Source organism: Methylobacterium sp. J-026, assembly GCF_022829585.1.
GTDB lineage: Bacteria > Pseudomonadota > Alphaproteobacteria > Rhizobiales > Beijerinckiaceae > Methylobacterium.
The window spans coordinates 1-19,144 of record NZ_JAKSYC010000111.1; the positions used below are offsets into that span (position 1 = coordinate 1).

General features: G+C 69.5%; 16 protein-coding genes. 7 read left to right on the forward strand and 9 right to left on the reverse strand.

Translation table 11 applies throughout. The annotated features are described in order from the left end of the window. Positions 1-25: 25 nt before the first annotated feature. The 7 genes from MKK69_RS10680 to MKK69_RS10710 form a co-directional block, all read right to left on the reverse strand. Entirely contained in the window at positions 26-2,776 is a 2,751-nt protein-coding gene (locus tag MKK69_RS10680; RefSeq protein WP_243967784.1) for a phosphoenolpyruvate carboxylase, read from the reverse strand. Between the two features lie 224 nt (positions 2,777-3,000). Beyond that, the gene (gene sucD / locus MKK69_RS10685; RefSeq protein ID WP_243967786.1) at positions 3,001-3,891 is read right to left on the reverse strand and encodes a succinate--CoA ligase subunit alpha; all 891 of its coding nucleotides are present in this window, start codon (positions 3,889-3,891) and stop codon (positions 3,001-3,003) included. A gap of 14 nt (positions 3,892-3,905) precedes the next feature. Then, positions 3,906-5,084, reverse strand: a complete 1,179-nt coding sequence (locus MKK69_RS10690) for a malate--CoA ligase subunit beta (protein ID WP_243967787.1) — start codon at positions 5,082-5,084, stop codon at positions 3,906-3,908. 299 nt (positions 5,085-5,383) lie between these two features. Beyond that, a complete protein-coding gene (gene fchA, locus MKK69_RS10695; RefSeq protein ID WP_243967788.1) occupies positions 5,384-6,025 on the reverse strand; it encodes a methenyltetrahydrofolate cyclohydrolase in 642 nt (213 codons plus the stop codon). Positions 6,026-6,035: 10 nt separating this feature from the next. Further along, the gene (locus MKK69_RS10700; protein WP_243967789.1) at positions 6,036-6,899 is read right to left on the reverse strand and encodes an NADP-dependent methylenetetrahydromethanopterin/methylenetetrahydrofolate dehydrogenase; all 864 of its coding nucleotides are present in this window, start codon (positions 6,897-6,899) and stop codon (positions 6,036-6,038) included. Positions 6,900-7,025: 126 nt separating this feature from the next. After that, positions 7,026-7,967, reverse strand: coding sequence for a D-2-hydroxyacid dehydrogenase (locus tag MKK69_RS10705; protein WP_243967790.1), 942 nt, complete (start codon positions 7,965-7,967; stop codon positions 7,026-7,028). A gap of 103 nt (positions 7,968-8,070) precedes the next feature. Then, a complete protein-coding gene (locus tag MKK69_RS10710; RefSeq protein WP_243967791.1) occupies positions 8,071-9,279 on the reverse strand; it encodes an aminotransferase class V-fold PLP-dependent enzyme in 1,209 nt (402 codons plus the stop codon). A 516-nt stretch (positions 9,280-9,795) separates the two neighbouring features. Here MKK69_RS10710 and MKK69_RS10715 point away from each other — a divergent pair. Genes MKK69_RS10715 through MKK69_RS10725 form a run of 3 tightly spaced genes read left to right on the forward strand, consistent with a single transcriptional unit; the run spans position 9,796 to position 12,361 of the window. After that, the gene (locus tag MKK69_RS10715; protein WP_243967792.1) at positions 9,796-10,611 is read left to right on the forward strand and encodes a UDP-2,3-diacylglucosamine diphosphatase; all 816 of its coding nucleotides are present in this window, start codon (positions 9,796-9,798) and stop codon (positions 10,609-10,611) included. 11 nt (positions 10,612-10,622) lie between these two features. Further along, on the forward strand, positions 10,623-11,669 hold the full coding sequence (locus MKK69_RS10720; protein ID WP_243967817.1) for a glycosyltransferase family 4 protein: 1,047 nt from the start codon (positions 10,623-10,625) through the stop codon (positions 11,667-11,669). Between the two features lie 38 nt (positions 11,670-11,707). Then, on the forward strand, positions 11,708-12,361 hold the full coding sequence (locus MKK69_RS10725) for a ribonuclease HII (protein WP_243967793.1): 654 nt from the start codon (positions 11,708-11,710) through the stop codon (positions 12,359-12,361). Positions 12,362-12,365: 4 nt separating this feature from the next. Here the strand turns inward: MKK69_RS10725 and MKK69_RS10730 are convergent, their stop codons facing one another. Further along, positions 12,366-13,493, reverse strand: coding sequence for a PA0069 family radical SAM protein (locus MKK69_RS10730; protein WP_243967795.1), 1,128 nt, complete (start codon positions 13,491-13,493; stop codon positions 12,366-12,368). Between the two features lie 149 nt (positions 13,494-13,642). On the opposite strand from MKK69_RS10730, the gene MKK69_RS10735 reads away from it, so the two are divergent. Next, positions 13,643-14,173 (forward strand): hypothetical protein, encoded by a 531-nt coding sequence (locus MKK69_RS10735; RefSeq protein WP_243967797.1) that lies wholly within the window; start codon positions 13,643-13,645, stop codon positions 14,171-14,173. 135 nt (positions 14,174-14,308) lie between these two features. Further along, positions 14,309-15,757, forward strand: coding sequence for an amino acid permease (locus tag MKK69_RS10740; protein WP_243967798.1), 1,449 nt, complete (start codon positions 14,309-14,311; stop codon positions 15,755-15,757). A 272-nt stretch (positions 15,758-16,029) separates the two neighbouring features. Here MKK69_RS10740 and moaB read toward each other — a convergent pair whose 3' ends face one another. Next, positions 16,030-16,587, reverse strand: coding sequence for a molybdenum cofactor biosynthesis protein B (gene moaB, locus MKK69_RS10745; RefSeq protein ID WP_243967800.1), 558 nt, complete (start codon positions 16,585-16,587; stop codon positions 16,030-16,032). Between the two features lie 783 nt (positions 16,588-17,370). On the opposite strand from moaB, the gene MKK69_RS10750 reads away from it, so the two are divergent. Both MKK69_RS10750 and maiA read left to right on the forward strand, forming a co-directional pair. Further along, positions 17,371-18,282 (forward strand): aspartate/glutamate racemase family protein, encoded by a 912-nt coding sequence (locus tag MKK69_RS10750; protein WP_243967802.1) that lies wholly within the window; start codon positions 17,371-17,373, stop codon positions 18,280-18,282. A gap of 122 nt (positions 18,283-18,404) precedes the next feature. Beyond that, positions 18,405-19,052, forward strand: coding sequence for a maleylacetoacetate isomerase (maiA, locus tag MKK69_RS10755; protein ID WP_243967803.1), 648 nt, complete (start codon positions 18,405-18,407; stop codon positions 19,050-19,052). Positions 19,053-19,144 lie beyond the last annotated feature (92 nt).

Sequence of the window (19,144 nt, forward strand, 5' to 3'; positions counted from 1 at the left end):
GGGGGAGGGAAAATCGCGCAACGCCTCATCCGGTCGACCCGAAGCCGACCGCGATGCAGTTGATCGACAGCAGCAGGGCCGATTTCACCGCCTCGCGCCGGTCCTCGTCGGTCTCGGCGCGGTAGCGGGCGAGCAGTTCGACCTGCTCGCGGCCGACCTGGTTGATGGTCGGGAGCCGCCCCTTGAGCCGATCCCGGAACAGCGGGAAGCGCTCGGCCAGCTCCGATCCGCCGCTCACCCGCAGGACCATCTCCCGGGTCAGGGCGTACTCGGCCTCGATGGCGGAAAAAATCCGGTCGCGGATCGACGGATCCTCGACGAGGCCCGCATAGGCCCGGGCGATGTCGAGATCGACCATCATCAGCGTCTTCTCGACCTCGTCGAGGACGAGGCGAAGCACCCGCGACTCCTGGAACAGGCGCTTCAGGGTCGCCTCGCCCTCCCGGCCACGCACGTCGAGGAAGCTCGCCAGCCCCGAGCCGACCCCGTACCAGCCGGTGATCACGTGCCGGTTCTGCGACCACGCGAACACCCAGGGGATCGCCCGCAGATCCGAGAGCGACCGGGCGCCGAACCGGCGGGCCGGGCGCGAGCCGATATTCAGGAGCGCGATCTCGTCCAGCGGGCTCGCCGCCTGGAAGTAGTCGACGAGGCCGTCGGTCTGGAGCAGCTGAACATAGGCCGCCCGGGAGGCCCCGGCCAGCGCCTCCAGGGCGTCGTCGTGGCCGGCCCCCGCCCGCTCGCCGTCGCCGGCCAGGGCGTGCTCGAACACCGAGGCGGCGAGCAATTCCATCTGGTAGGCGGCGGTGCCGCGGTTGGCGTATTTGAACGAGACGACCTCGCCCTGCTCGGTGGTGCGGAACCGGCCGCGGATCGAGCCCGGGGGCTGGGCCATGATGCCCCGGTGGGTCGGCACGCCGCCCCGGCTCACCGAGCCGCCGCGCCCGTGGAAGAAGGCGATGCCGACGCCGAGTTCCTGGCCGAGCCGGGTCAGCTTGCTCTGCGCCTTGTACAGCTCCCAATTGGCGGCGACGAAGCCGCCGTCCTTGTTGGAATCGGAATAGCCGATCATCACCTCCTGCACGCCGCCCTGCCAGCGGGTGGAGCGGCGCACCACCGGCGTGCCGAGCAGCGCCCGCATGATCGCCGGGCCGGCGCGCAGGTCGTCGATGGTCTCGAACAGGGGCACGATCGGCAGCGGGCAGATCTCGGTGCCGGCGGCATCGAGGAACACCCCCGCCTCCTTGGCCAGCAGATAGGCGCCGAGCACGTCCTCCACCGAGCGGGTCATCGACAGCACGAAGGCGCCGAACGCCTCGCGGTCGAGGGCCTCGCGCATCTCGGCGACGAGGGCGAAGGTGGCCAGCGTCTCCCGGGCGGCGTCCGGCAGATCCTCGAAGGAGCGCTCGGGATCGCGCGGCCTGGCCAGTTCCGTGTCGAGCCATTGCCGCCAGGCGGCGGTGCCGAGGGCCGGGGGCTCGCCGTCGCCGTTGCGCTGCCGCCAGAGGGCGTGGAGCGTGTCGGTGGTCCGGGTGGTGTTCTCGCGCAGGTCGAGCCGGACCGTGGAGAAGCGGAAGATCTCCACCATGCGCCGGACCGGGCGGACGAGGTCGCGGGCCAGCGCCGTGCATTTGGCCTCCGCCAGCCCGCGCTCCAGGACGCGCAGATCCTCGATCAACCCGTCGGCGCTGGCGTAATCGGGGCCGGACGGGTGCTCGCCCTCGTTGCGGGCGATGGTCGCCTCGATCTTGCGCAGGACGCAGGAGAGATACTGGCGATACGGCTCGCCGGGGTTGCGCCGGGTGATCGCCCGGGCCTGCCCGCTCTCGGCGAGCTGCCGGTCGAGTTCCGCGCGAAAGCCCTCGGGCAGCGGCAGGGTGCGCTCGGTGAGCGACAGGGTCCGCCCCAGCTCGCGCACGCCGTCACGGTAGCGGGTGAGCGAGGCCAGCGCGTTGCGGTGCAGGGTCTGCCGGGTGACGGCGGCGGTGACGTAGGGGTTGCCGTCCCGGTCGCCGCCGATCCACGAGCCGAACTGGAAGAACGGCGGCACCGTGAAGTCCGTGCCCGGATAGGTCTCGGCGAGCGCCTCCTCCAGGGTCTCCAGGGTCTCGGGCAGCATCTCGAACAGGGTCTCGTCGAAGAAGTGCAGCCCCCAGGCGACCTCCCGCTCGACCGTGGCCTTCTCCAGGTGCAGTTCACCGGTCATCCAGACCAGCTCGATCTGGTCGCGGAGCTCGTTCATGAGCCCGTTGCGCTCGCGGTCGGTCCAGCGCGGCATCTCCAGCTCGCGCAGCACGAGGTAGATGCGCCGGAATTTCTCCAGCACCGTCACCCGCTTGCCCTCGGTGGGGTGGGCGGTCAGCGTCGGGCGGATGCGCAGGTCGCTCAGCAGCGCCTGGATCTTTTCGGGCGGCACCCCCTGCTTGCGGGCATCCGAAAAGACCTTGGCGAAGGAGCCGCCGAGCGCGGCCCGCCCCTCCGTGCGCTCCACGTGGCGGCGGCGGCGCATCGCGGCGTTCTGCTCGGCGATGGAGATCAGCTGGAACCAGATCCCCTGCACCTGGAGGGCGCGTGCCAGCATCTGCGGCGAGAACCGCGAGATGTCGGCGGTGCCGTGCAGCACCGCCTCCAGATCGGGATCGTGCCGGCGGGCGACGTCGAGCAGCGCCTGGAACAGGATGTCCAGGGCCTGCTCCGACGAGGTGCCGGTGATCACCGGCGGCGCGAAGGCCGTGGCATCGACGTGGCCGGGGGTCGCGTGAAGGGTACGGGTCATGGGGCCACCTCGTGGCGCACGGTACTTTCGGGACGAAGCGCGACGCGCTCCCTCCCCCCTCTGCGGGGGAGGGTGGCCCCCGCGTCAGCGGGGGTCGGGAGAGGGGAGCGCCATTTCCGAAAAAAGTCGCGACGGGAGCCGAAGCCCGCTCCGTCGCGCTGCCCCCCTCCCGCCCCGCATCGCGGGGCACCCTCCCCCGCAGAGGGGGGAGGGTTGAGGGGCCACTAAGCCGCCCGGGCCAGCACGTCGGCCACGGTCTGGCCGAAGCTGCCCGGATCCGGCGCCACCGTCAGACCGTACGAGCGCATGATCTCGGCCTTCTCGGCGGCGCTGTCGCCGGCCGCCGAGATGATCGCCCCGGCATGGCCCATGCGGCGGCCCTTCGGCGCCGTCAGCCCCGCCACGAACCCGATCACCGGCTTCGACATGTTCTCGCGGATCCAGGCCGAGGCCTCGGCCTCCTGCGGGCCGCCGATCTCGCCGATCATCAGCACCGCGTCGGTATCCGGATCGGTCTCGAACAGGGCGAGGTGGTCGAGGAACGACGAGCCGTTGATCGGATCGCCGCCGATGCCCACCGAGGTCGAGATCCCGAGCCCCAGTTCCTTCAGCTGCGCGGCCGCCTCGTAGCCGAGCGTGCCCGACCGGGAGATCACCCCGACATTGCCGGGGAGGTAGATGTGGCCGGGCATGATGCCGAGCATCGCCTTGCCGGGGGAGATGATGCCGGCGCAGTTCGGGCCCACCACCAGGGTGCGTCGGTCGCGCGGGTAGCGCATCAGGTAGCGCTTCACCCGCATCATGTCCTGGGCCGGGATGCCGTCGGTGATCGAGCAGACCAGCCGAAGGCCGGCATCGGCCGCCTCCATGATGGCGTCGGCCGCGAACGGCGGCGCCACGAAGGTGATCGAGGTCGTGGCGCCGGTCGCCGCCACCGCCTCCTTGACGGTGTTGAACACCGGCAGGCCGAGATGGCTGCGCCCGCCCTTGCCCGGGGTGACGCCGCCGACGACGTTCGTGCCGTAATCCAGCATCTCCTTGGCGTGGAAGGTGCCCTTGTCGCCGGTGATGCCCTGGACGATGATCGGGGTGGTCTCGTCGATGAGGATGCTCATGGCGCGGTCTCCCCTCAATGCTTGGTCTTGGCGGCCGCGCAGGCGTCGACCGCCTTGCGGGCCGCCTCCGACAGCGTGTCGGCGGTGATCAGGTCGAGGCCGCTCTCGGCCAGGATCTTCTTGCCGGCTTCCACGTTCGTGCCGGCGAGCCGCACCACGAGCGGCACGTCGATCTTCACCTCCCGGGCCGCCTGGATGACGCCCTCGGCGACCCAGTCGCAGCGGTTGATGCCGGCGAAGATGTTGACGAGGATCGCCTTCACGTTGCGGTCCGACAGGACCAGCCGGAAAGCCGTGGCGACCCGCTCAGGCGAGGCGCCGCCGCCGACATCCAGGAAGTTTGCTGGCTCACCGCCCGCGTGCTTGATCATGTCCATGGTGGCCATGGCCAGACCGGCGCCGTTGACGATGCAGCCGATCTCGCCCTCGAGGCCAATGTAGCTGAGGTTGTGCTCGGCGGCCTGGGCCTCGCGCGGGTCGCCCTGCGAGGGGTCGTGCATGTCGGCGATGCCGGGCCGGCGGAACAGGGCGTTGTCGTCGAAGCTCATCTTGGCGTCGAGGGCCAGCACCCGGTCGTCCTTGGTGACGACGAGCGGGTTGATCTCCAGCATGGTGCCGTCGCAGTCGCGGAACGCCCGGTAGGCGTTCATGATGGTCTTCACCGCGGCCGAGACCTGCTTGATGTTGAGCCCGAGCTGGAAGGCGATCTCCCGCGCCTGGAACTGTTGTAGGCCGACCGCCGGCTCGACCACGACCTGGATGAGCGAATCCGGCTCGTTGGCGGCGATCTCCTCGATATCCATGCCGCCGCGCTGGCTGGCGATGACCCGCACGCGCTCGGCCTTCCGGTCCAGCACGTAGCCGAGGTAGAGTTCGCGCTCGAACGGGTCCGCGGTCTCGACGTAGACTCGCTGCACCGGCTTGCCCTCGGGGCCGGTCTGGTGCGTGACGAGGCGCTTGCCAAGGAGGTCCTTGGCGGCGTCGCGGACCTCGTTGTAGGTCCGGCACAGCTTGATCCCGCCGGCCTTGCCGCGGGCGCCGGCGTGGATCTGCGCCTTCACGGCCCAGAACGAGCCGCCCAGCTCGGTGGCGGCGTAGACCGCCTGGTCCGGGCTGAACGCGATGGCGCCCTTCGGGACGGCCACGCCGAAGCTCGCGAGCAGCTCCTTGGCCTGATACTCGTGAACGTCCATTCGGCGCCTCCTCCGCGGTTCGTTGCCGCCGTTGATGCGCTCTACTTTAGTTGAGTGGAAGGATTACGCCCGTCAAATTTTTTGAGATGCCGCTTCACGAGGGCTTTTTCGCAAACGCAACACAGATCCGCATCGATGCTGCGTTGCGGCATACAGAAAAACAACGAGGCCGGGGCGTGATGCACCCGGCCTCGACTGTTGAGTCCGTGATTTGGGCGCATGCGCCGCCGATTGGGCGCTGGCCCTTCGGCACGCGCCCTGCCCTCCCCCCTCTGCGGGGGAGGGCAAGCGCGGCGCTGTCAGTTCACCTTGGCCTTCACCACGCCGTACACTTTCTCGCTGAGTGCGCCAGCCGCCGAGAGCAACTCCTCAAGCTCCGTCAACCGCTCGTCGGCGAAGTCGCGGTCGTCCAGCCCCTTGGCGTTGACGTAGACGTTCAGCGCCGCGCTGCGGAGGCCCGCATAGGCCGAGAGCACCGCCACGCCGGCATCCGACACAACGTTGAGATTGCCCTTCTCGGCGGTGATCGCCGCGAGGTCGATCACCGCCCGGCAGGCCCGGCAGCAGGCGAGCGGCACGTCGCAGGCGGTCTTGAGCGCCGCCTGAATCTTCTCGGCGCGCGCCGCCTTCTCGTCGTCGGTGGCCTTCGGCAGGCCGTAGGCGCCCATGACGGCATCGAAGGCCTGGACGTCCTCGCCGATCATGCCGGTGAGAACGACCCGCAGGCCCTCGGATCGGGCCAGAACGTCCTTCAGCTCGGCCTCGACCTCGACGTACTTCTTCTTGCCGATGGTGAGGTTGCAGACCATCGACACCAGGGCCGCCCCCATGGCGCCGGAGATCGCCGCCGCACCGCCGCCGCCGGGGGTCGGGGCGGCGCTCGCGAGCTCCGCCAGGAACGTTTCGATGCTGTCGGTCTCGGGGCGATGCGTCTCGGTCACCAGCGCCTCCTCAGGCCATCGACTTGGCGAGCGCATAAATCTCCTCGGCATCGAGCACCTGCTCGGTGCTCTCGAAGAGCTGGCCCACGCAGGCCCGGTGCAGCTTGAGCTTCAGGCCGCCGATGCCGAGGGCGCCGAAGGCCTTCTTGCCGTTGCGGTCCTTGCCCTTGTCCATCACCTCGATGCCGCCGATGCCGGTCGGGGGCTGAGCGTTGTAGTCGGCCACGAACTCGATCGACGGGTCCTGTGCCCAAGCCGCCTCCGGCAGCAGCTCGACGCCGATGGCGCCGGCCGTGAACACGAGGTTGGTGCCCTTCACCAGCGCGACGCGGGAGGCCTCGTCGGGGGTCGCGGCGGCCTTCACGTTGACCTTGAAGCGGGTGTTGATCTGATCGGCGGCGGCCTGAGTCTTGTCCAGCGACCGGCCCGCGATCGTCACCTCGGCGCCCTCGCCGGCGAGCAGCGCCGCCGAGCGCATGCCCACCGGGCCAGTGCCCGCCAGCACGACCGCCTTCTTGCCCTGCAGCGAGCCCGCGGCCTTGGCGACCAGCGCCACGCCGGCGGCGGCCGTGGTGTTCGAGCCGTTGGAATCGAGCATCACCGAGACCCGGAACGGGCCGAAGAAGCGCTTCTTGACCGCTTTGAACAGCTCCTCGCCCGCCGCCATGCTGCCGCCGCCGACGAAGATCGCTGTCGACTTCTTCTCGGAACCGCCCCGGGTGTAGATCGTGCCGTCGACCAGCGCGCCGACATTGTCGGGGGTCACGCCGCCGTAGCCGGCGATGTGGTCGGCGCCGCCGTCATAGCCGACCACCGTGTCGAACACGTTCGGGACCGCATCGGTGTCGAACAGGAACAGCAGTTTTTTTGTCATTTCGTCTCGGACCTTTCCGTCGCGCCTGTGGGGCGCCGTCGTGGTGTCTTTCCGATGATGATTGGCGTTCGGGGCGGAATCCGCGCCCCTCCCTCCCCCCTTTGCGGGGGAGGGAGAACCCCCGCCTTACTCGACCACGTTCTGCGGCTTGCCCGCCACGAACGCCTCGACGTTGTCGACGAGCTGGTCGGCGAGGATCTGCATCGCCTCCTTGCTGGCCCAGGCGACGTGTGGCGTGACGATCAGGTTCGGCAGGTCGGCCTCGCACAGGATGTTGCCGTCCTTGGGCGGCTCCTGCGCCACCACGTCGAAGCCCGCCCCCGCGATGGTGCCGTCCTTGAGCGCGGCCAGAAGCGCCGCCTCGTCCACCAGCCCGCCGCGGGCCGTGTTGATCAGGATGGCGTTCTTCTTCATCCGCTTGAGCTCGGCGGCGCCGATCAGCCCCTTGGTGTCGGGGGTCAGCGGCACGTGCAGCGTGATCACGTCGGACTGGGTGAGGATCGTCTCGAAATCGACGAGCCCGTCCTGCGGGAACACGTCGTAGGCCAGCACCTTCATGCCCAGCGCCTCGGCGCGCTTGCCGATCGACTTGCCGAGCGCCCCGTAGCCGACGATCCCCAGCGTCGAGCCGGCGATGTCGTAGATCGGGTAGTCGAAGTAGCAGAACTGCTTGGACTTGGCCCAGTCGCCCCGCCGCACCGAGTTGGCGTAGGGCACGATCGCCCGGCGCAGGGCGAACATCAGCCCGACCACGTGCTCCGGCACGGTGTTGAACGCGTAGTTGCGGATGTTGACGACCGTGACCCCTTGAGCCTTCGCCTGGGCCTTGTCGACCACGTCGGTGCCGGTGGCGGCGACCGCGATCAGCTTCAGGTCGGGGAGCTGCTTCAGCGTCTCGGCCCGCATCGGGACCTTGTTGATCAGCGCGATCTCGGCGCCCTGGAGGCGGGATACCGTGTCCTCCGGCGTCCAGGTCGAGTCATGCTCGACGTATTCGTGCGGGAAGTCGAACGGTCGGACCCTGGCATCGAGGGATTCACGGTCCAGGAACACGATCTTCTTGGTCATAGGACCCCTCTCGGACGACGGGCGGTTTCCTCGATAGTCTTGTTCTTACTTGCGCGTCGGGGCGGGCCCGGCAACCCGGTCCCGCCCCGATCGCGTGCGCGGCTTACGCCTTATGCAGCGGATTCTCGCGCAGGTAGCTGGACGCGGCGGCGACGCCGGAGCCCGGCGTGACCGTGATGCCGCAATCGAGCATCGCCATCTCGGCGCCCGCGATGGCGCCGAGCAGCGACAGCTCGTTCAGGTCGCCAAGGTGGCCGATGCGGAACACCTTGCCGGCGACTTTCGACAGGCCGGCACCCAGCGAGAGGTTGTAGCGGTCATAGGCGTGGGTGATCACCTTGGCGGCGTCGGCGCCCTCAGGCACCACGATCGCCGTGACCGTATCGGAGTTCCACTTGGGCTCCTTGGCGCAGGGCTTCAGGCCCCAGGCCGCCACCGCCTGGCGGGTCGCCTCGGCGAGCACGTGATGGCGGTGGTAGATGTTCTCCAGCCCCTCCTCCTTCACGATCGCCAGGGCCTCGCGCAGGCCGTAGAGCAGCGGCAGGACGGGGGTGTAGGGGAAGTAGCCCGTGGCGTTGGCGGCGAGCTGGTCCTTCCAGGCGAAGTAGGCATGGCCGAGCCGGTCGTTGCGGCCGGTGCCGCCCTCGGCGATCTTCAGCGCCTTGGGGCTGATGCAGATCAGGCCGAGGCCGGCCGGCAGCATGAAGCCCTTCTGCGAGCCCGCGATGGCGCAGTCGACCTTCCACTCGTCCATCTTGAACGGCAGCGAGCCGATCGACGAGATGCCGTCCACGAACAGCAGCGCCGGGTGTCCGGCGGCGTCGATCGCCTTGCGGACTGCAGCGATGTCGCTGGTGACGCCCGTGGCGGTCTCGTTGTGGACGACCATCACGGCCTTGATGGCGTGATCCTTGTCGGCCCGGAGCGCCTCCTCGATCTTCTGCGGATCGGCGCCGGTGCCCCACTCCTCCTCTTGGACGACCACGTCGAGGCCGAGGCGCTGGGCCATGTCGACCCAGAGGTGGCTGAATTGGCCGTAGCGCGAGGTCAGCACCTTGTCGCCGCGGCACAGGGTGTTGGACAGGGCCGATTCCCAGATGCCGGTGCCCGAGGACGGGAACAGGATGATGGTCCCGGCGGTCGAGCCGAACACGATCTTGGAATCCTGGAGAAGCGGCTTCACTAGCTCGGGGAAGCTCGGCGAGCGGTGATCCTCTGACGGCACGTGCATGGCGCGCAGCACGCGGTCCGGGATGTTGGTCGGACCCGGGATGAAGAGGTGGTTGCGACCGGGGCGCCGGGTTGCGGCCATGATGTTTCCTCCGAAAAATTCGTTGCGCGCGGGCACGGGCCCGCGCCGGGTGGTTCGAGCGTCCTCGGGAGTCGGTCCGGCGCCGGCGGACGCGGCTCCCGCCGCGCATGCCCGAACGCCATCTCCGCCGTAGATCGGGGGGCGCAGCGGAGCGGCAGGCGGCCTCACGCCGCTTGCGTCGCGACACGCCCCCGCGTGCCGGTCGCCTCCGAAATGCCGTCCCGTCCGACGGCCCCAGGGCCGTCCTCGCCGCCTTCCTGTCATGCCCGGCGTGGCTCGCGCCGAGCCGCCGGTTATTTGGCATTATGAGGCGGTGACGCTCGAAAGGAAAACCGGAAAAACTTCCGGAACTTGGCAAAAAAATTTTTTGTGCGCCGCAGCGATGCCGATCTGCGGTTGAGAAGCTTTGCCGCACCGCACCAGAACACCCGGGGCGCCCGGCCCGGCGCGTCATCAAACTGAGACGTGATCCCGGTCAGGATTCCGGCATCGTTCAGCCCCCGGGAGAGGATTGCCGTGGCCGAGGTTGAGGAGATGCCGGTCCGGGTCCGGACTCTGTTCCTGTCCGATCTGCATCTCGGCACGCGCGGCTGCCAGGCCGGGCTGCTGCTGTCGTTCCTGAAGGATTACGACGCCGACACGATCTACCTCGTGGGCGATATCGTGGACGGCTGGCAGCTGCGTTCCGGCTGGTACTGGCCTCAGGAACACAACGACGTCGTGCAGAAGCTTCTTCGCAAGGTCCGCAAGGGCACGCGCATCGTCTACCTGCCGGGCAACCACGACGAGTTCCTGCGCGACTATGTCGGGACGAATTTCGGCGGGATCGAGCTCGCGGAGACGGCGATCCACGAGGCGGCCGACGGGAAGCGCTACCTCGTGATCCACGGCGACCAGTTCGACATGGTGGTCCGCCACTCGCCCTGGCTCGCCCATCTCGGGGACGGGGCCTACACGCTGGCCCTGACCCTCAACACGCTGATCAACCGGGTGCGGCGCCGCGTCGGCCTGTCCTACTGGTCGCTCTCGGCCTGGGCGAAGCTGCGGGTGAAGAACGCGGTGAGCTTCATCGGCCGGTTCGAGACGATCCTGGCCGAGGAGGCGCGGCGGCAGGGGGCCGACGGGGTGATCTGCGGCCATATCCACCATGCGGCCGACCGGCCGATCGGAGACCTGCGCTACCTCAACACCGGCGACTGGGTGGAATCCTGCACCGGGCTGGTGGAGCATTACGACGGCCGCATCGAGGTGCTGCACTATCCGAGCCTGCTGCGCGCGCGTGAGGCGGAGACCGTGCCGCAGGCGGTTCCCGGCCGGCGCGCGGTGGCGTGAGGGCGCCCACCGTGAAGCTCCTGATCGCCAGCGACGCCTGGCATCCGCAGGTCAACGGCGTGGTGCGCTCCCTGGAGCAGATGGTGCGCCGCGCCCCCGAGCACGGGTTCGCCACGGCGTTGCTGTCGGCGGCGGATTTCCCCTCGCTGCCCCTGCCCGGCTATCCGGAGATCCGCCTCGCCCATGCCGGGCGGGAGCGGGTGGCGGCGCACTGGCGGGGGGAGCAGCCGACCCATGTCCACATCGCCACCGAGGGCCCCGTGGGCTACGCGGTGCGGCGGCATTGCCTGGCCAACGGTCTGCCCTTCACCACGAGCTACCACACGCGCTTTCCGGAATACCTCGCCGCCCGTCTGCCCGTACCGGAAGCGTGGTCCTACGCCTATCTGCGCTGGTTTCATGGGGCCGCCCGCGGCACGATGGTCAGCACCGCCTCGCTCCAGGGCGAATTGGCCGACCGGGGCTTCACCCGGCTGATGCGCTGGACCCGCGGCGTCGATACCGAGCGGTTCCGCCCCGCCGCCCCCGGCGCGACGCCGCCGGCCGAACTCGCCGGCCTGGAGCGGCCGCTGTTCCTGTATGTCGGCCGGCTGGCGGTGGAGAAGAACATCGCGGCCTTCCTGAATCTCGACCTGCCCGGCACCAAGATCGTGGTCGGGGACGGGCCGGACCGGGGACGGCTCCAGGGGCTGGCGCCCGGCGCGCGGTTCCTGGGCACCCGCACCGGCGCCGCGCTCTCGGCCGTCTACGCGGCCTGCGACGTGTTCGTGTTCCCGAGCCTCACCGACACGTTCGGGATCGTGCTCCTGGAGGCCCTGGCCTGCGGCCTGCCGGTGGCGGCCTTCCCGGTGCCGGGCCCGAACGACGTGATCGGCGGCACCCGGGTGGGGGTCCTGGACCAAGACCTGGGGGCCGCCGCGCGCGCCGCCCTCGACCTGTCCCGGGCCGAGTGCCGCGCCGAGGCCCTGCGCCGGGGCTGGGACGTCAGCGCGTCCCAGTTCTTCGGCAATATCATCGAGGCCCATGGCGGCGAGCGGCGGACCCGGGACGCGGCCTGACGGGTGACGGCGCCCGCGCGCAGTGGCAGGAGGGGGCCATGCCCCCCATCGATACGCCCCCCGTCAGCAGGCCGACCGCCCGGGGCGTGCCCCGCGCCCCGGCGCGGCCGTTCGATCCGGCGCATGCCGCCGCCTATCCCGCGGCGATCGGCTGCGACGAGGTCGGGCGCGGGGCGCTGTGCGGCCCCGTCGTGGCGGCGGCGGTCTGGTTCGATCCGGCGGCGCTCCCGCCGGCGCTGCTCGCAGCCCTCGACGACAGCAAGCGCCTGCCCGAGCCCGAGCGGGACCGGCTGGCGCCGCTGATCCGCGCCCAGGCCCGCGTCGCCGTCGCGGCGGGGTCTCGGGCGCTGATCGACCGCATCAACATCCGCGCCGCGACCCTCGACGCCATGGCGCGCGCGGTCGCCCGCCTCGGGATCCCGGCGCCGGTCCTGGTTGATGGACGGGACGCGCTGCCCGACTGGCCCGGCCGGGCGGTCGTGGGCGGCGACCGGCTGGTGCCGCAGATCGCCGCCGCGTCGATCGTCGCCAAGGTTTTTCGCGATGCGCTAATGCGGCGCCTGGCCGCGCGCCATCCCGGTTACGGCTGGGAGCGCAACGTCGGCTACGGCACCGCCGTCCACCGGGCCGGCCTGACTGCCCTGGGCCGGAGCCCGCACCACCGGCTGAGCTTCACCCGGGGTTTCGGGTGACGCCTCAGAACAGCGCCAGCTGTGCCCCCGGCTTGCGGAACGCCGCCCGGTTCAGCGGCATCCGCCCGAAGGCGAAGCCGAGCCGGGTGCCGGCGAGCCGGACCCGCGCGCCGATCATCTCGGCATAGGCCCCCTCCCCGCGGAAGCGGTGCCCGAAGCGGGAATCGTTCTCACGGCCGCCCCGGGCCTGGCGCAGCAGCGCGAAGGCGCGGTCCTTCCGCTCCGGGTAATGCTCGACGAACCAGTCGGCCATCAGGTCGGCGACTTCGCCCGGGAGCCGCAGCAGGGCATGGCCGATGCGGCTCGCGCCGTGCGCTCGGGCGCGGGCGAGGATCGCCTCGATCTCGTGGTCGGTGAGGCCCGGGATGATCGGCGAGACATTGACCATCACGGGCACCCCCGCTGCGCTCAGGCGCGCCATCGCGGCGAGACGCTTGTCGGGCCGGGGGGCCCGGGGATCGAGGCGGCGGGCGAGGGCCGGATCCAGGGTCGGCAGCGAGAGTGCGACCAGGACGAGATCCTGCGCGGCCATCTCGGCCAGGAGGTCGAGGTCGCGCAGCACGAGGTCGGATTTGGTGGTGATGGCGACGGGATGGCGCGCGTCATGGAGGACCTCCAGCACCGCCCGGGTGATGCGGTGATCCCGCTCCACCGGCTGATAGGGATCGGTGGCCGTGCCGAGGGCGATCGTGTCCGGACGATACCCCGGCGCCGCGAGTTCCCGGACGAGGAGCCGGGCGGCCTCCGGCTTGGCGAAGATCCGCGACTCGAAATCGAGCCCCGGCGACAGGCCGAGATAGGCATGGGTCGGGCGGGCGTAGCAGTAGATGCAGCCGTGCTCGCAGCCGCGATACGGGTTGATCGACCGGTCGAACGGGATGTCGGGCGATGTGTTGCGGGCGATGATCCGGGCCGAGCGCTCGGGCGTGACCTCCGTGCGCAGGGGTGCTGGATCGTCGGCCTCCCAGGCCGCCGCCCCATCCTCCTCTCGAAACGCCTCGCGCCGGGCCGCCTCGAAGCGGCTGGCGGGATTGGCCGTCGCCCCGCGTCCGCGCCGCCGGCCCTCTGGCGGCGTGCTGGCGTCGAGTCGCCGGTCGGGGCCGAACTTGGACGCGTCCGCTGGTGCCGCCATGATGAACCCCCTGTTTCACGTGAAACATACCGTGAACACCGAGCGTTTCAGCGCCTGTTTTTAAGGCAAACGTGGCTTGTGCGCGTCTCTCGGTCGCTTCGGGACTTCGAGGCGGCGGGTCAACGGTTTACGGCAGCGCAAAATCGGTTATGCGCGCGCTGATGCTCTCCGCGGTGACCTATCTGGCCAACCCGTCCGATCCGGACGCGATCGATCGCCTCGCCGACACGCTCAGCGTCCTGGTGGCCGGCGTGGCCGGCGGCCTGGTCGGCGACGCCGTGATCGTGGCGGGGCAGGCGAGCGACGCGGTGGCGGCCGTCGCCGAGGCGACCGGCGCGACCCTGATCCTCCACCCGGCCGGCAGCCCCTACACGGCGGGCGCCGCCGCGGCCCGCCGGGACTGGATCCTGTGCCTGGAGGCCGGGGACGTCCCGGCCGAGGGCTGGATCCGCACCCTCGACCGTTTCGTCGGCACCGCCCGGCCGGAGATCGGCCTCGGTCGCCTGCACCGCCCGGCCGCCGGCTGGCGCGGCCGCCTCGTCGGCCGGTTCGAGACCCTGGCCGGTGCCCGGCAGGCCAGGGCCGGCGACGTCGTCCGGCGCGAGGCGTTGCGGAACGGCCCGGTTTTCGCGCAGCGGCTCAAGGTCCGCCCGCTGATCGCGCGTATCGACCGGGCCTGATCGCCATTATACGACATTCGCTTTGTCCTTTAGCGTCGAATGTCCGTGAAACGCCTGGCGCGATGGCAGAAAACTTGCTGAACTGATGGATCTGGCGGGAGGCCTGCCCGGCTGCGCCGTGAAGGGGATGCTGCGATGGATGCGTCGGGCCTGATGGGGCGGAAATCCGTCGATTCCATTATCGAGAGCGGCGAAGGCGAACAGCAGCTCTCGAAGACGCTGGGCGCCCTCTCGATCACCGCCATGGGCATCGGGGCGATCATCGGCGCCGGCATCTTCGTCCTGACCGGCACCGCCGCGGCGCATTATGCCGGGCCGGGGATCATGCTGTCCTTCGTGCTCGGCGGCATCGCCTGCACCTTCGTCGGCCTGTGCTACTCCGAGATGGCGGCGCTGATCCCGGTCGCCGGGTCGAGCTACACCTACACCTACGCGACGCTGGGCGAGTTCTTCGCCTGGCTGATCGGCTGGGACCTGATCCTGGAATACGCCATGGGTGCCGCCACGGTGGCGGTGGGCTGGTCGGGCTACGTCACCAGCATCCTGAAGGACGCGGGCCTCGTGATCCCGCCCCAACTCGCCCACGCGCCGGGCACCGCGATCGAGGGCGGCGGCACCGCCCTGTTCAACCTGCCGGCCGTGGTGATCGTGGCGCTGATCACGCTCCTGCTGATGCGCGGCACGAAGGAATCGGCCCGCCTCAACAACATCATGGTGGCGGTGAAGCTCACCGTGGTGGTGGCCTTCATCGCGCTGGGCTGGGGCCATGTCGACACGGCGCATTGGAGCCCGCTGATCCCGCCGAACGAGGGGTCCTTCGGGCAGTTCGGCTACAGCGGCATCCTGCGCGGGGCGGGCGTGGTGTTCTTCGCCTTCATCGGCTTCGACGCGGTTTCCACCGCCGCCCAGGAGGCGAAGAAGCCCCAGAAGGACATGCCCATCGGCATCCTGGGCTCGCTCGCGATCTGCACGATCCTGTACGTGCTGGTGGCCGCCGTGCTCACCGGCCTCGTGCCCTACAAGGACCTGAACGTCCCCGACCCGATCGCCAAGGGCGTCGACGCGATCGGCATCGGCTGGTTCTCGATCCTGATCAAGCTCGGGGCGCTCACCGGCCTGACCACGGTGATCCTGGTGCTGCTCTACGGCCAGAGCCGGATCTTCTTCACCATGGCCCAGGACGGCCTGCTGCCGAAGACCTTCTCGCACGTCCACCCGACCTACCAGACGCCCTACCGCAGCCAGGCGCTCATCGGGGTCGCGGTCGCCCTGGTGGCGGCTCTGGTGCCGATCGACATCCTGGGCGAGATGGTGAGCATCGGCACGCTGGCCGCCTTCATCCTGGTCTGCGGCTCGGTGATCTACCTGCGGCGGACCGACCGGGCCATGAAGCGCCCGTTCCGGGTCCCCGCCGTGCCGGTGGTGCCGATCCTGGGCATCCTGTTCTGCCTGCTGCTGATGATCGGGCTGCCGCTCGACACGTGGCTGCGGCTGGTGATCTGGATGGCGATCGGGCTCGTCGTCTACTTCTTCTACGGCCGCAAACACTCGGTCCTGCGCCGCAAGGAGGGGAATGCCGCGTAGGCGCCTTCAGGACCGGAGGTCGGCCGGACGGCTCCCGATCGCGGAGGCATCGGTTCGCGAAGCAGGACGCGGATTCCCTCCCTCCTCTGCGGGGCTCGCGGGTCTACGCATCACGCTCGGCAGCAGGCTTTTGAGACGCGGGGCTATCTCCCCACCCCGCAAGGGCTACGGACGACACAGGTTTCGACCGTCGCCGTGATCACGCCATGAGCGCAGGAGGCGATGTGTGAAGCCGTCGGCCGCCGCGGGGGAAGCGGCGGCGCAACGCCTCCTCACACCGAAAGACTCGCCCCCCGCCGCAGGTGCTCGTCGAGCCGCGGCATGATCTCCACGAAATTGCAGGGCCGGTGCCGGTAGTCGAGCTGCTGGGCCAGGATCCCGTCCCAGGCGTCCCGGCAGGCGCCCGGCGAGCCCGGCAGCACGAACACGTAGGTCGCCCGCGCGACCCCCGCGGTGGCGCGGGACTGCAGGGTCGAGGTGCCGATCTTGTCGTAGGAGATCCGGTGGAACACCGCCGAGAAACCGTCCATGCGCTTCTCGAACAGCGGCTCCAGCGCCTCCGGGGTGACGTCGCGGCCGGTGAAGCCGGTGCCGCCGGTGGTGATCACCACGTCGACCCCCGGGTCGCGCAGCCACGCCTCCACCTGCCCGCGGATCGCCGGGATCTCGTCCGGCACGATGGCCCGGCCCGCGAGCCGGTGGCCGGCCTCCGTGAGACGCTGGACCAGCGTGTCGCCGGAGCGGTCGTCCTCCGGGCGGCGGGTGTCCGACACGGTGAGCACCGTGATCGCCAGGGGGATGAAGCGGCGTGTGTCGGTCTGATCGGCCATCGTGAGGACTCTCCGGGACGCGGTCCGATATGGGCCGCAGGCCCCCCGTTGTCGCCCCCCTGACCTGCCGCCTCGGATTCGGGTCCGTCGATGCGGGCGGCTCCGGGATGGGCACCGGCATCCCGAACCAGGCGCATGGCAACGCCGGGATATCATTTTCGGACTGAAACTATTTTTCCAGTGTCGACCACAATCATGCGATCACAAAAATGTGATTGCATGCATTGATCAAGAAAGACTCGTCGAACATCGTGCTCGGATCGTCCCGGACCGCGCCGGGACTGCATCGCACGCGCGCACTGTGTTCAAGGGTCATGCCAACGGGAGCAAAATAGTGACGGAATTATATTAAATCCTGAGACACAAACAGAAATGAAGGGTTTGAAATTCCCTGGCGCGCGGCCATCATGCGCATGCCGCAGCGTCTCCGTGCGCTGCGGATCGCCACCGACAGTGCCGATCGGCCGTCGTTCGCGCGTCAATACCGGAGCCGAGACCGCCTCCCGGCTTTTCAACACCGACACGACCGAGGTTCTGCGCGCGAATCGAGGCCGGATCGCCGTCGCGCTATTGGAGCTGTCGAGCTTGGGGCGACAGCATTCCAAGCGCGGGCCTCGGTCTCATTCGCGTCCGACACCGCTTCCGCGACCCGCACGTCACGCTTCGCCCGGGACCCGACACGCACCGGTCGTCGATGCACCGCACATGTACCCGCGCATCCGAGCGGATTTCGCTTCGGACGCCAGACCATTCGACATGACGCCGAACAGGGGGGAGCGCACGATGACCGTCACCGTGAGGAGGTTGGGCGTCCTAGGCGGGCTGAGCCGGTCTTCGACGATCCGATGTCACCAGATGCTCAATCGCGAGGTGCTGAAACTGACGGGCAACCGCGCTGCCGCGGACCTCGTGACGTGGAGTCTCGATCCGGACACGATCATCCGCCTCCTTTCGGCGGAGGGGCCGCCAACGATCGCCCGTCAGATCGAGGAGGCCACCGCGAACCTTCTTCTCGAAGGCATCGATGGCCTGATGATCGCCAGCGATACCATTCACTGCGCCCTCGAGCAGGACCCGATTCATCTTGCCGTGCCGGTGATCCAGATTCGAGACGCGTTGGCCGACGAGCTCCGACGCTGGCCCCTGGAGCGGATCGGTTTCATCGGAACCTCGGTGACGATGAGCAGCGCCTATTACCGCGACCTGATCGCGGGCGCCGACGGCGTGGATGTGGTGCTGCCCAGTCAGAGCCTATGGGTGAACATCGATTATTCGATCTGCAATCGAATCTACAACGGCGAGAGCACGGTGCTCGAAATCGAAACCTACAATCAGATCATGTCCGAATTCGAGGCGCAGAACGTGGACATGATCGTCGTCGCATCGCCGGAGATTGCTCTGGCGTTCAACAAGCCGAAGCCGATTGCGGTGCTGCACACGGTCGAGATCTGTGCCGCGGCGGCGGCGCGATGGTGTGTCGCCGACCGCGACACCGCCCGATCGACGATACCCTTGTACGACGAAGTTCGGCGCGCGTCGCCGGGATCCGGCAACGCCCCCGCGAGCGACCTGTCGACCATCCGGTTCAAGAAACCCAAGCGGGGCGCTTTTTTCGATCGCCGCAAGGGCAAGGCCGGTGCTTCGTCCCGCGCCTCGAAAGCGTCATCGGGCGGGCAGCGGCCGTCCGGCTCGTAGCGGCGCCCACCCGGGCGGGGCCATGGCCAACCGCGCCGGCCGTCGCGACTTGCCGCGGACAACGAAGTACGGTGTCCTCGCGCACGTAAGTGTCGAACACATCGCAATTCGGAATCCAGTCCATGCACATGTACGGCAACTGGCGCTCGGCCGCCGCCTTCCGGGTGCGAATCGCCCTCAAGCTGAAGGGCATCCCCTACGAGGAGACCTTCATCGACCTCGACGCGGGCGACCAGCACAAGCCGGAATTCCGGGCGATCAACCCGCAGGGGGCGGTGCCGGCCCTGTTCGACGGCGACGGGCCGCCGCTCACCCAGTCCCTGGCGATCCTCGACTATCTGGAGGAGACGCAGGGGGGCGTGCGCCTGCTGCCGGAGGAGCCCCGGGCGCGGGCGCGGGCGCGCTCCCTGGCGCAGGTCGTGGCCTGCGACACGCACCCGCTCTACGTGCCGCGGGTGCGCACCTTCCTGATGGAGCATTACGATCTGCCCCGGGAGCGGATGCTCGACTTCCTGCGCAACGCCTTCGAGACCGGCCTGAAGACCCTCGAAGCGCGGCTGACCCGGGAGCCCGGAACCGGCCGGTTCTGCCAGGGCGACGCGGTCAGCCACGCCGATCTGTGCCTCGTCAGCCTCTGGGTCGGCACCGGCATCTTCGGTGTGGACACCGCGGCCTATCCGACGGTCGGGCGGATCGCCGCGGAATGCCTCGCCCTGCCGGCCGTGGCCGAGGCGCATCCCCTGCGCCAGCCGGGCGCTCCGGGCGCGTGATCCGGTCCCGATGCCGGGAACTCCGGCGAGGCGTGCTCGTCAGCGTGCTCTTGCAATGCTGTTGGCGGGCAGATGTGGCAATCGGACACCCG

What these genes read in the sequence shown, in the direction of transcription:
- MKK69_RS10680 (WP_243967784.1), bottom strand. Translation starts at nt 2,776, where the DNA reads ATGACCCGTACCCTTCACGCGACCCCCGGCCACGTCGATGCCACGGCC.
- sucD (WP_243967786.1), bottom strand. Translation starts at nt 3,891, where the DNA reads ATGAGCATCCTCATCGACGAGACCACCCCGATCATCGTCCAGGGCATC.
- MKK69_RS10690 (WP_243967787.1), bottom strand. Translation starts at nt 5,084, where the DNA reads ATGGACGTTCACGAGTATCAGGCCAAGGAGCTGCTCGCGAGCTTCGGC.
- MKK69_RS10700 (WP_243967789.1), bottom strand. Translation starts at nt 6,899, where the DNA reads ATGACAAAAAAACTGCTGTTCCTGTTCGACACCGATGCGGTCCCGAAC.
- MKK69_RS10705 (WP_243967790.1), bottom strand. Translation starts at nt 7,967, where the DNA reads ATGACCAAGAAGATCGTGTTCCTGGACCGTGAATCCCTCGATGCCAGG.
- MKK69_RS10710 (WP_243967791.1), bottom strand. Translation starts at nt 9,279, where the DNA reads ATGGCCGCAACCCGGCGCCCCGGTCGCAACCACCTCTTCATCCCGGGT.
- MKK69_RS10725 (WP_243967793.1), top strand. Translation starts at nt 11,708, where the DNA reads ATGCCCCCCATCGATACGCCCCCCGTCAGCAGGCCGACCGCCCGGGGC.
- MKK69_RS10730 (WP_243967795.1), bottom strand. Translation starts at nt 13,493, where the DNA reads ATGGCGGCACCAGCGGACGCGTCCAAGTTCGGCCCCGACCGGCGACTC.
- MKK69_RS10735 (WP_243967797.1), top strand. Translation starts at nt 13,643, where the DNA reads ATGCGCGCGCTGATGCTCTCCGCGGTGACCTATCTGGCCAACCCGTCC.
- MKK69_RS10740 (WP_243967798.1), top strand. Translation starts at nt 14,309, where the DNA reads ATGGATGCGTCGGGCCTGATGGGGCGGAAATCCGTCGATTCCATTATC.
- moaB (WP_243967800.1), bottom strand. Translation starts at nt 16,587, where the DNA reads ATGGCCGATCAGACCGACACACGCCGCTTCATCCCCCTGGCGATCACG.
- MKK69_RS10750 (WP_243967802.1), top strand. Translation starts at nt 17,371, where the DNA reads ATGACCGTCACCGTGAGGAGGTTGGGCGTCCTAGGCGGGCTGAGCCGG.
- maiA (WP_243967803.1), top strand. Translation starts at nt 18,405, where the DNA reads ATGCACATGTACGGCAACTGGCGCTCGGCCGCCGCCTTCCGGGTGCGA.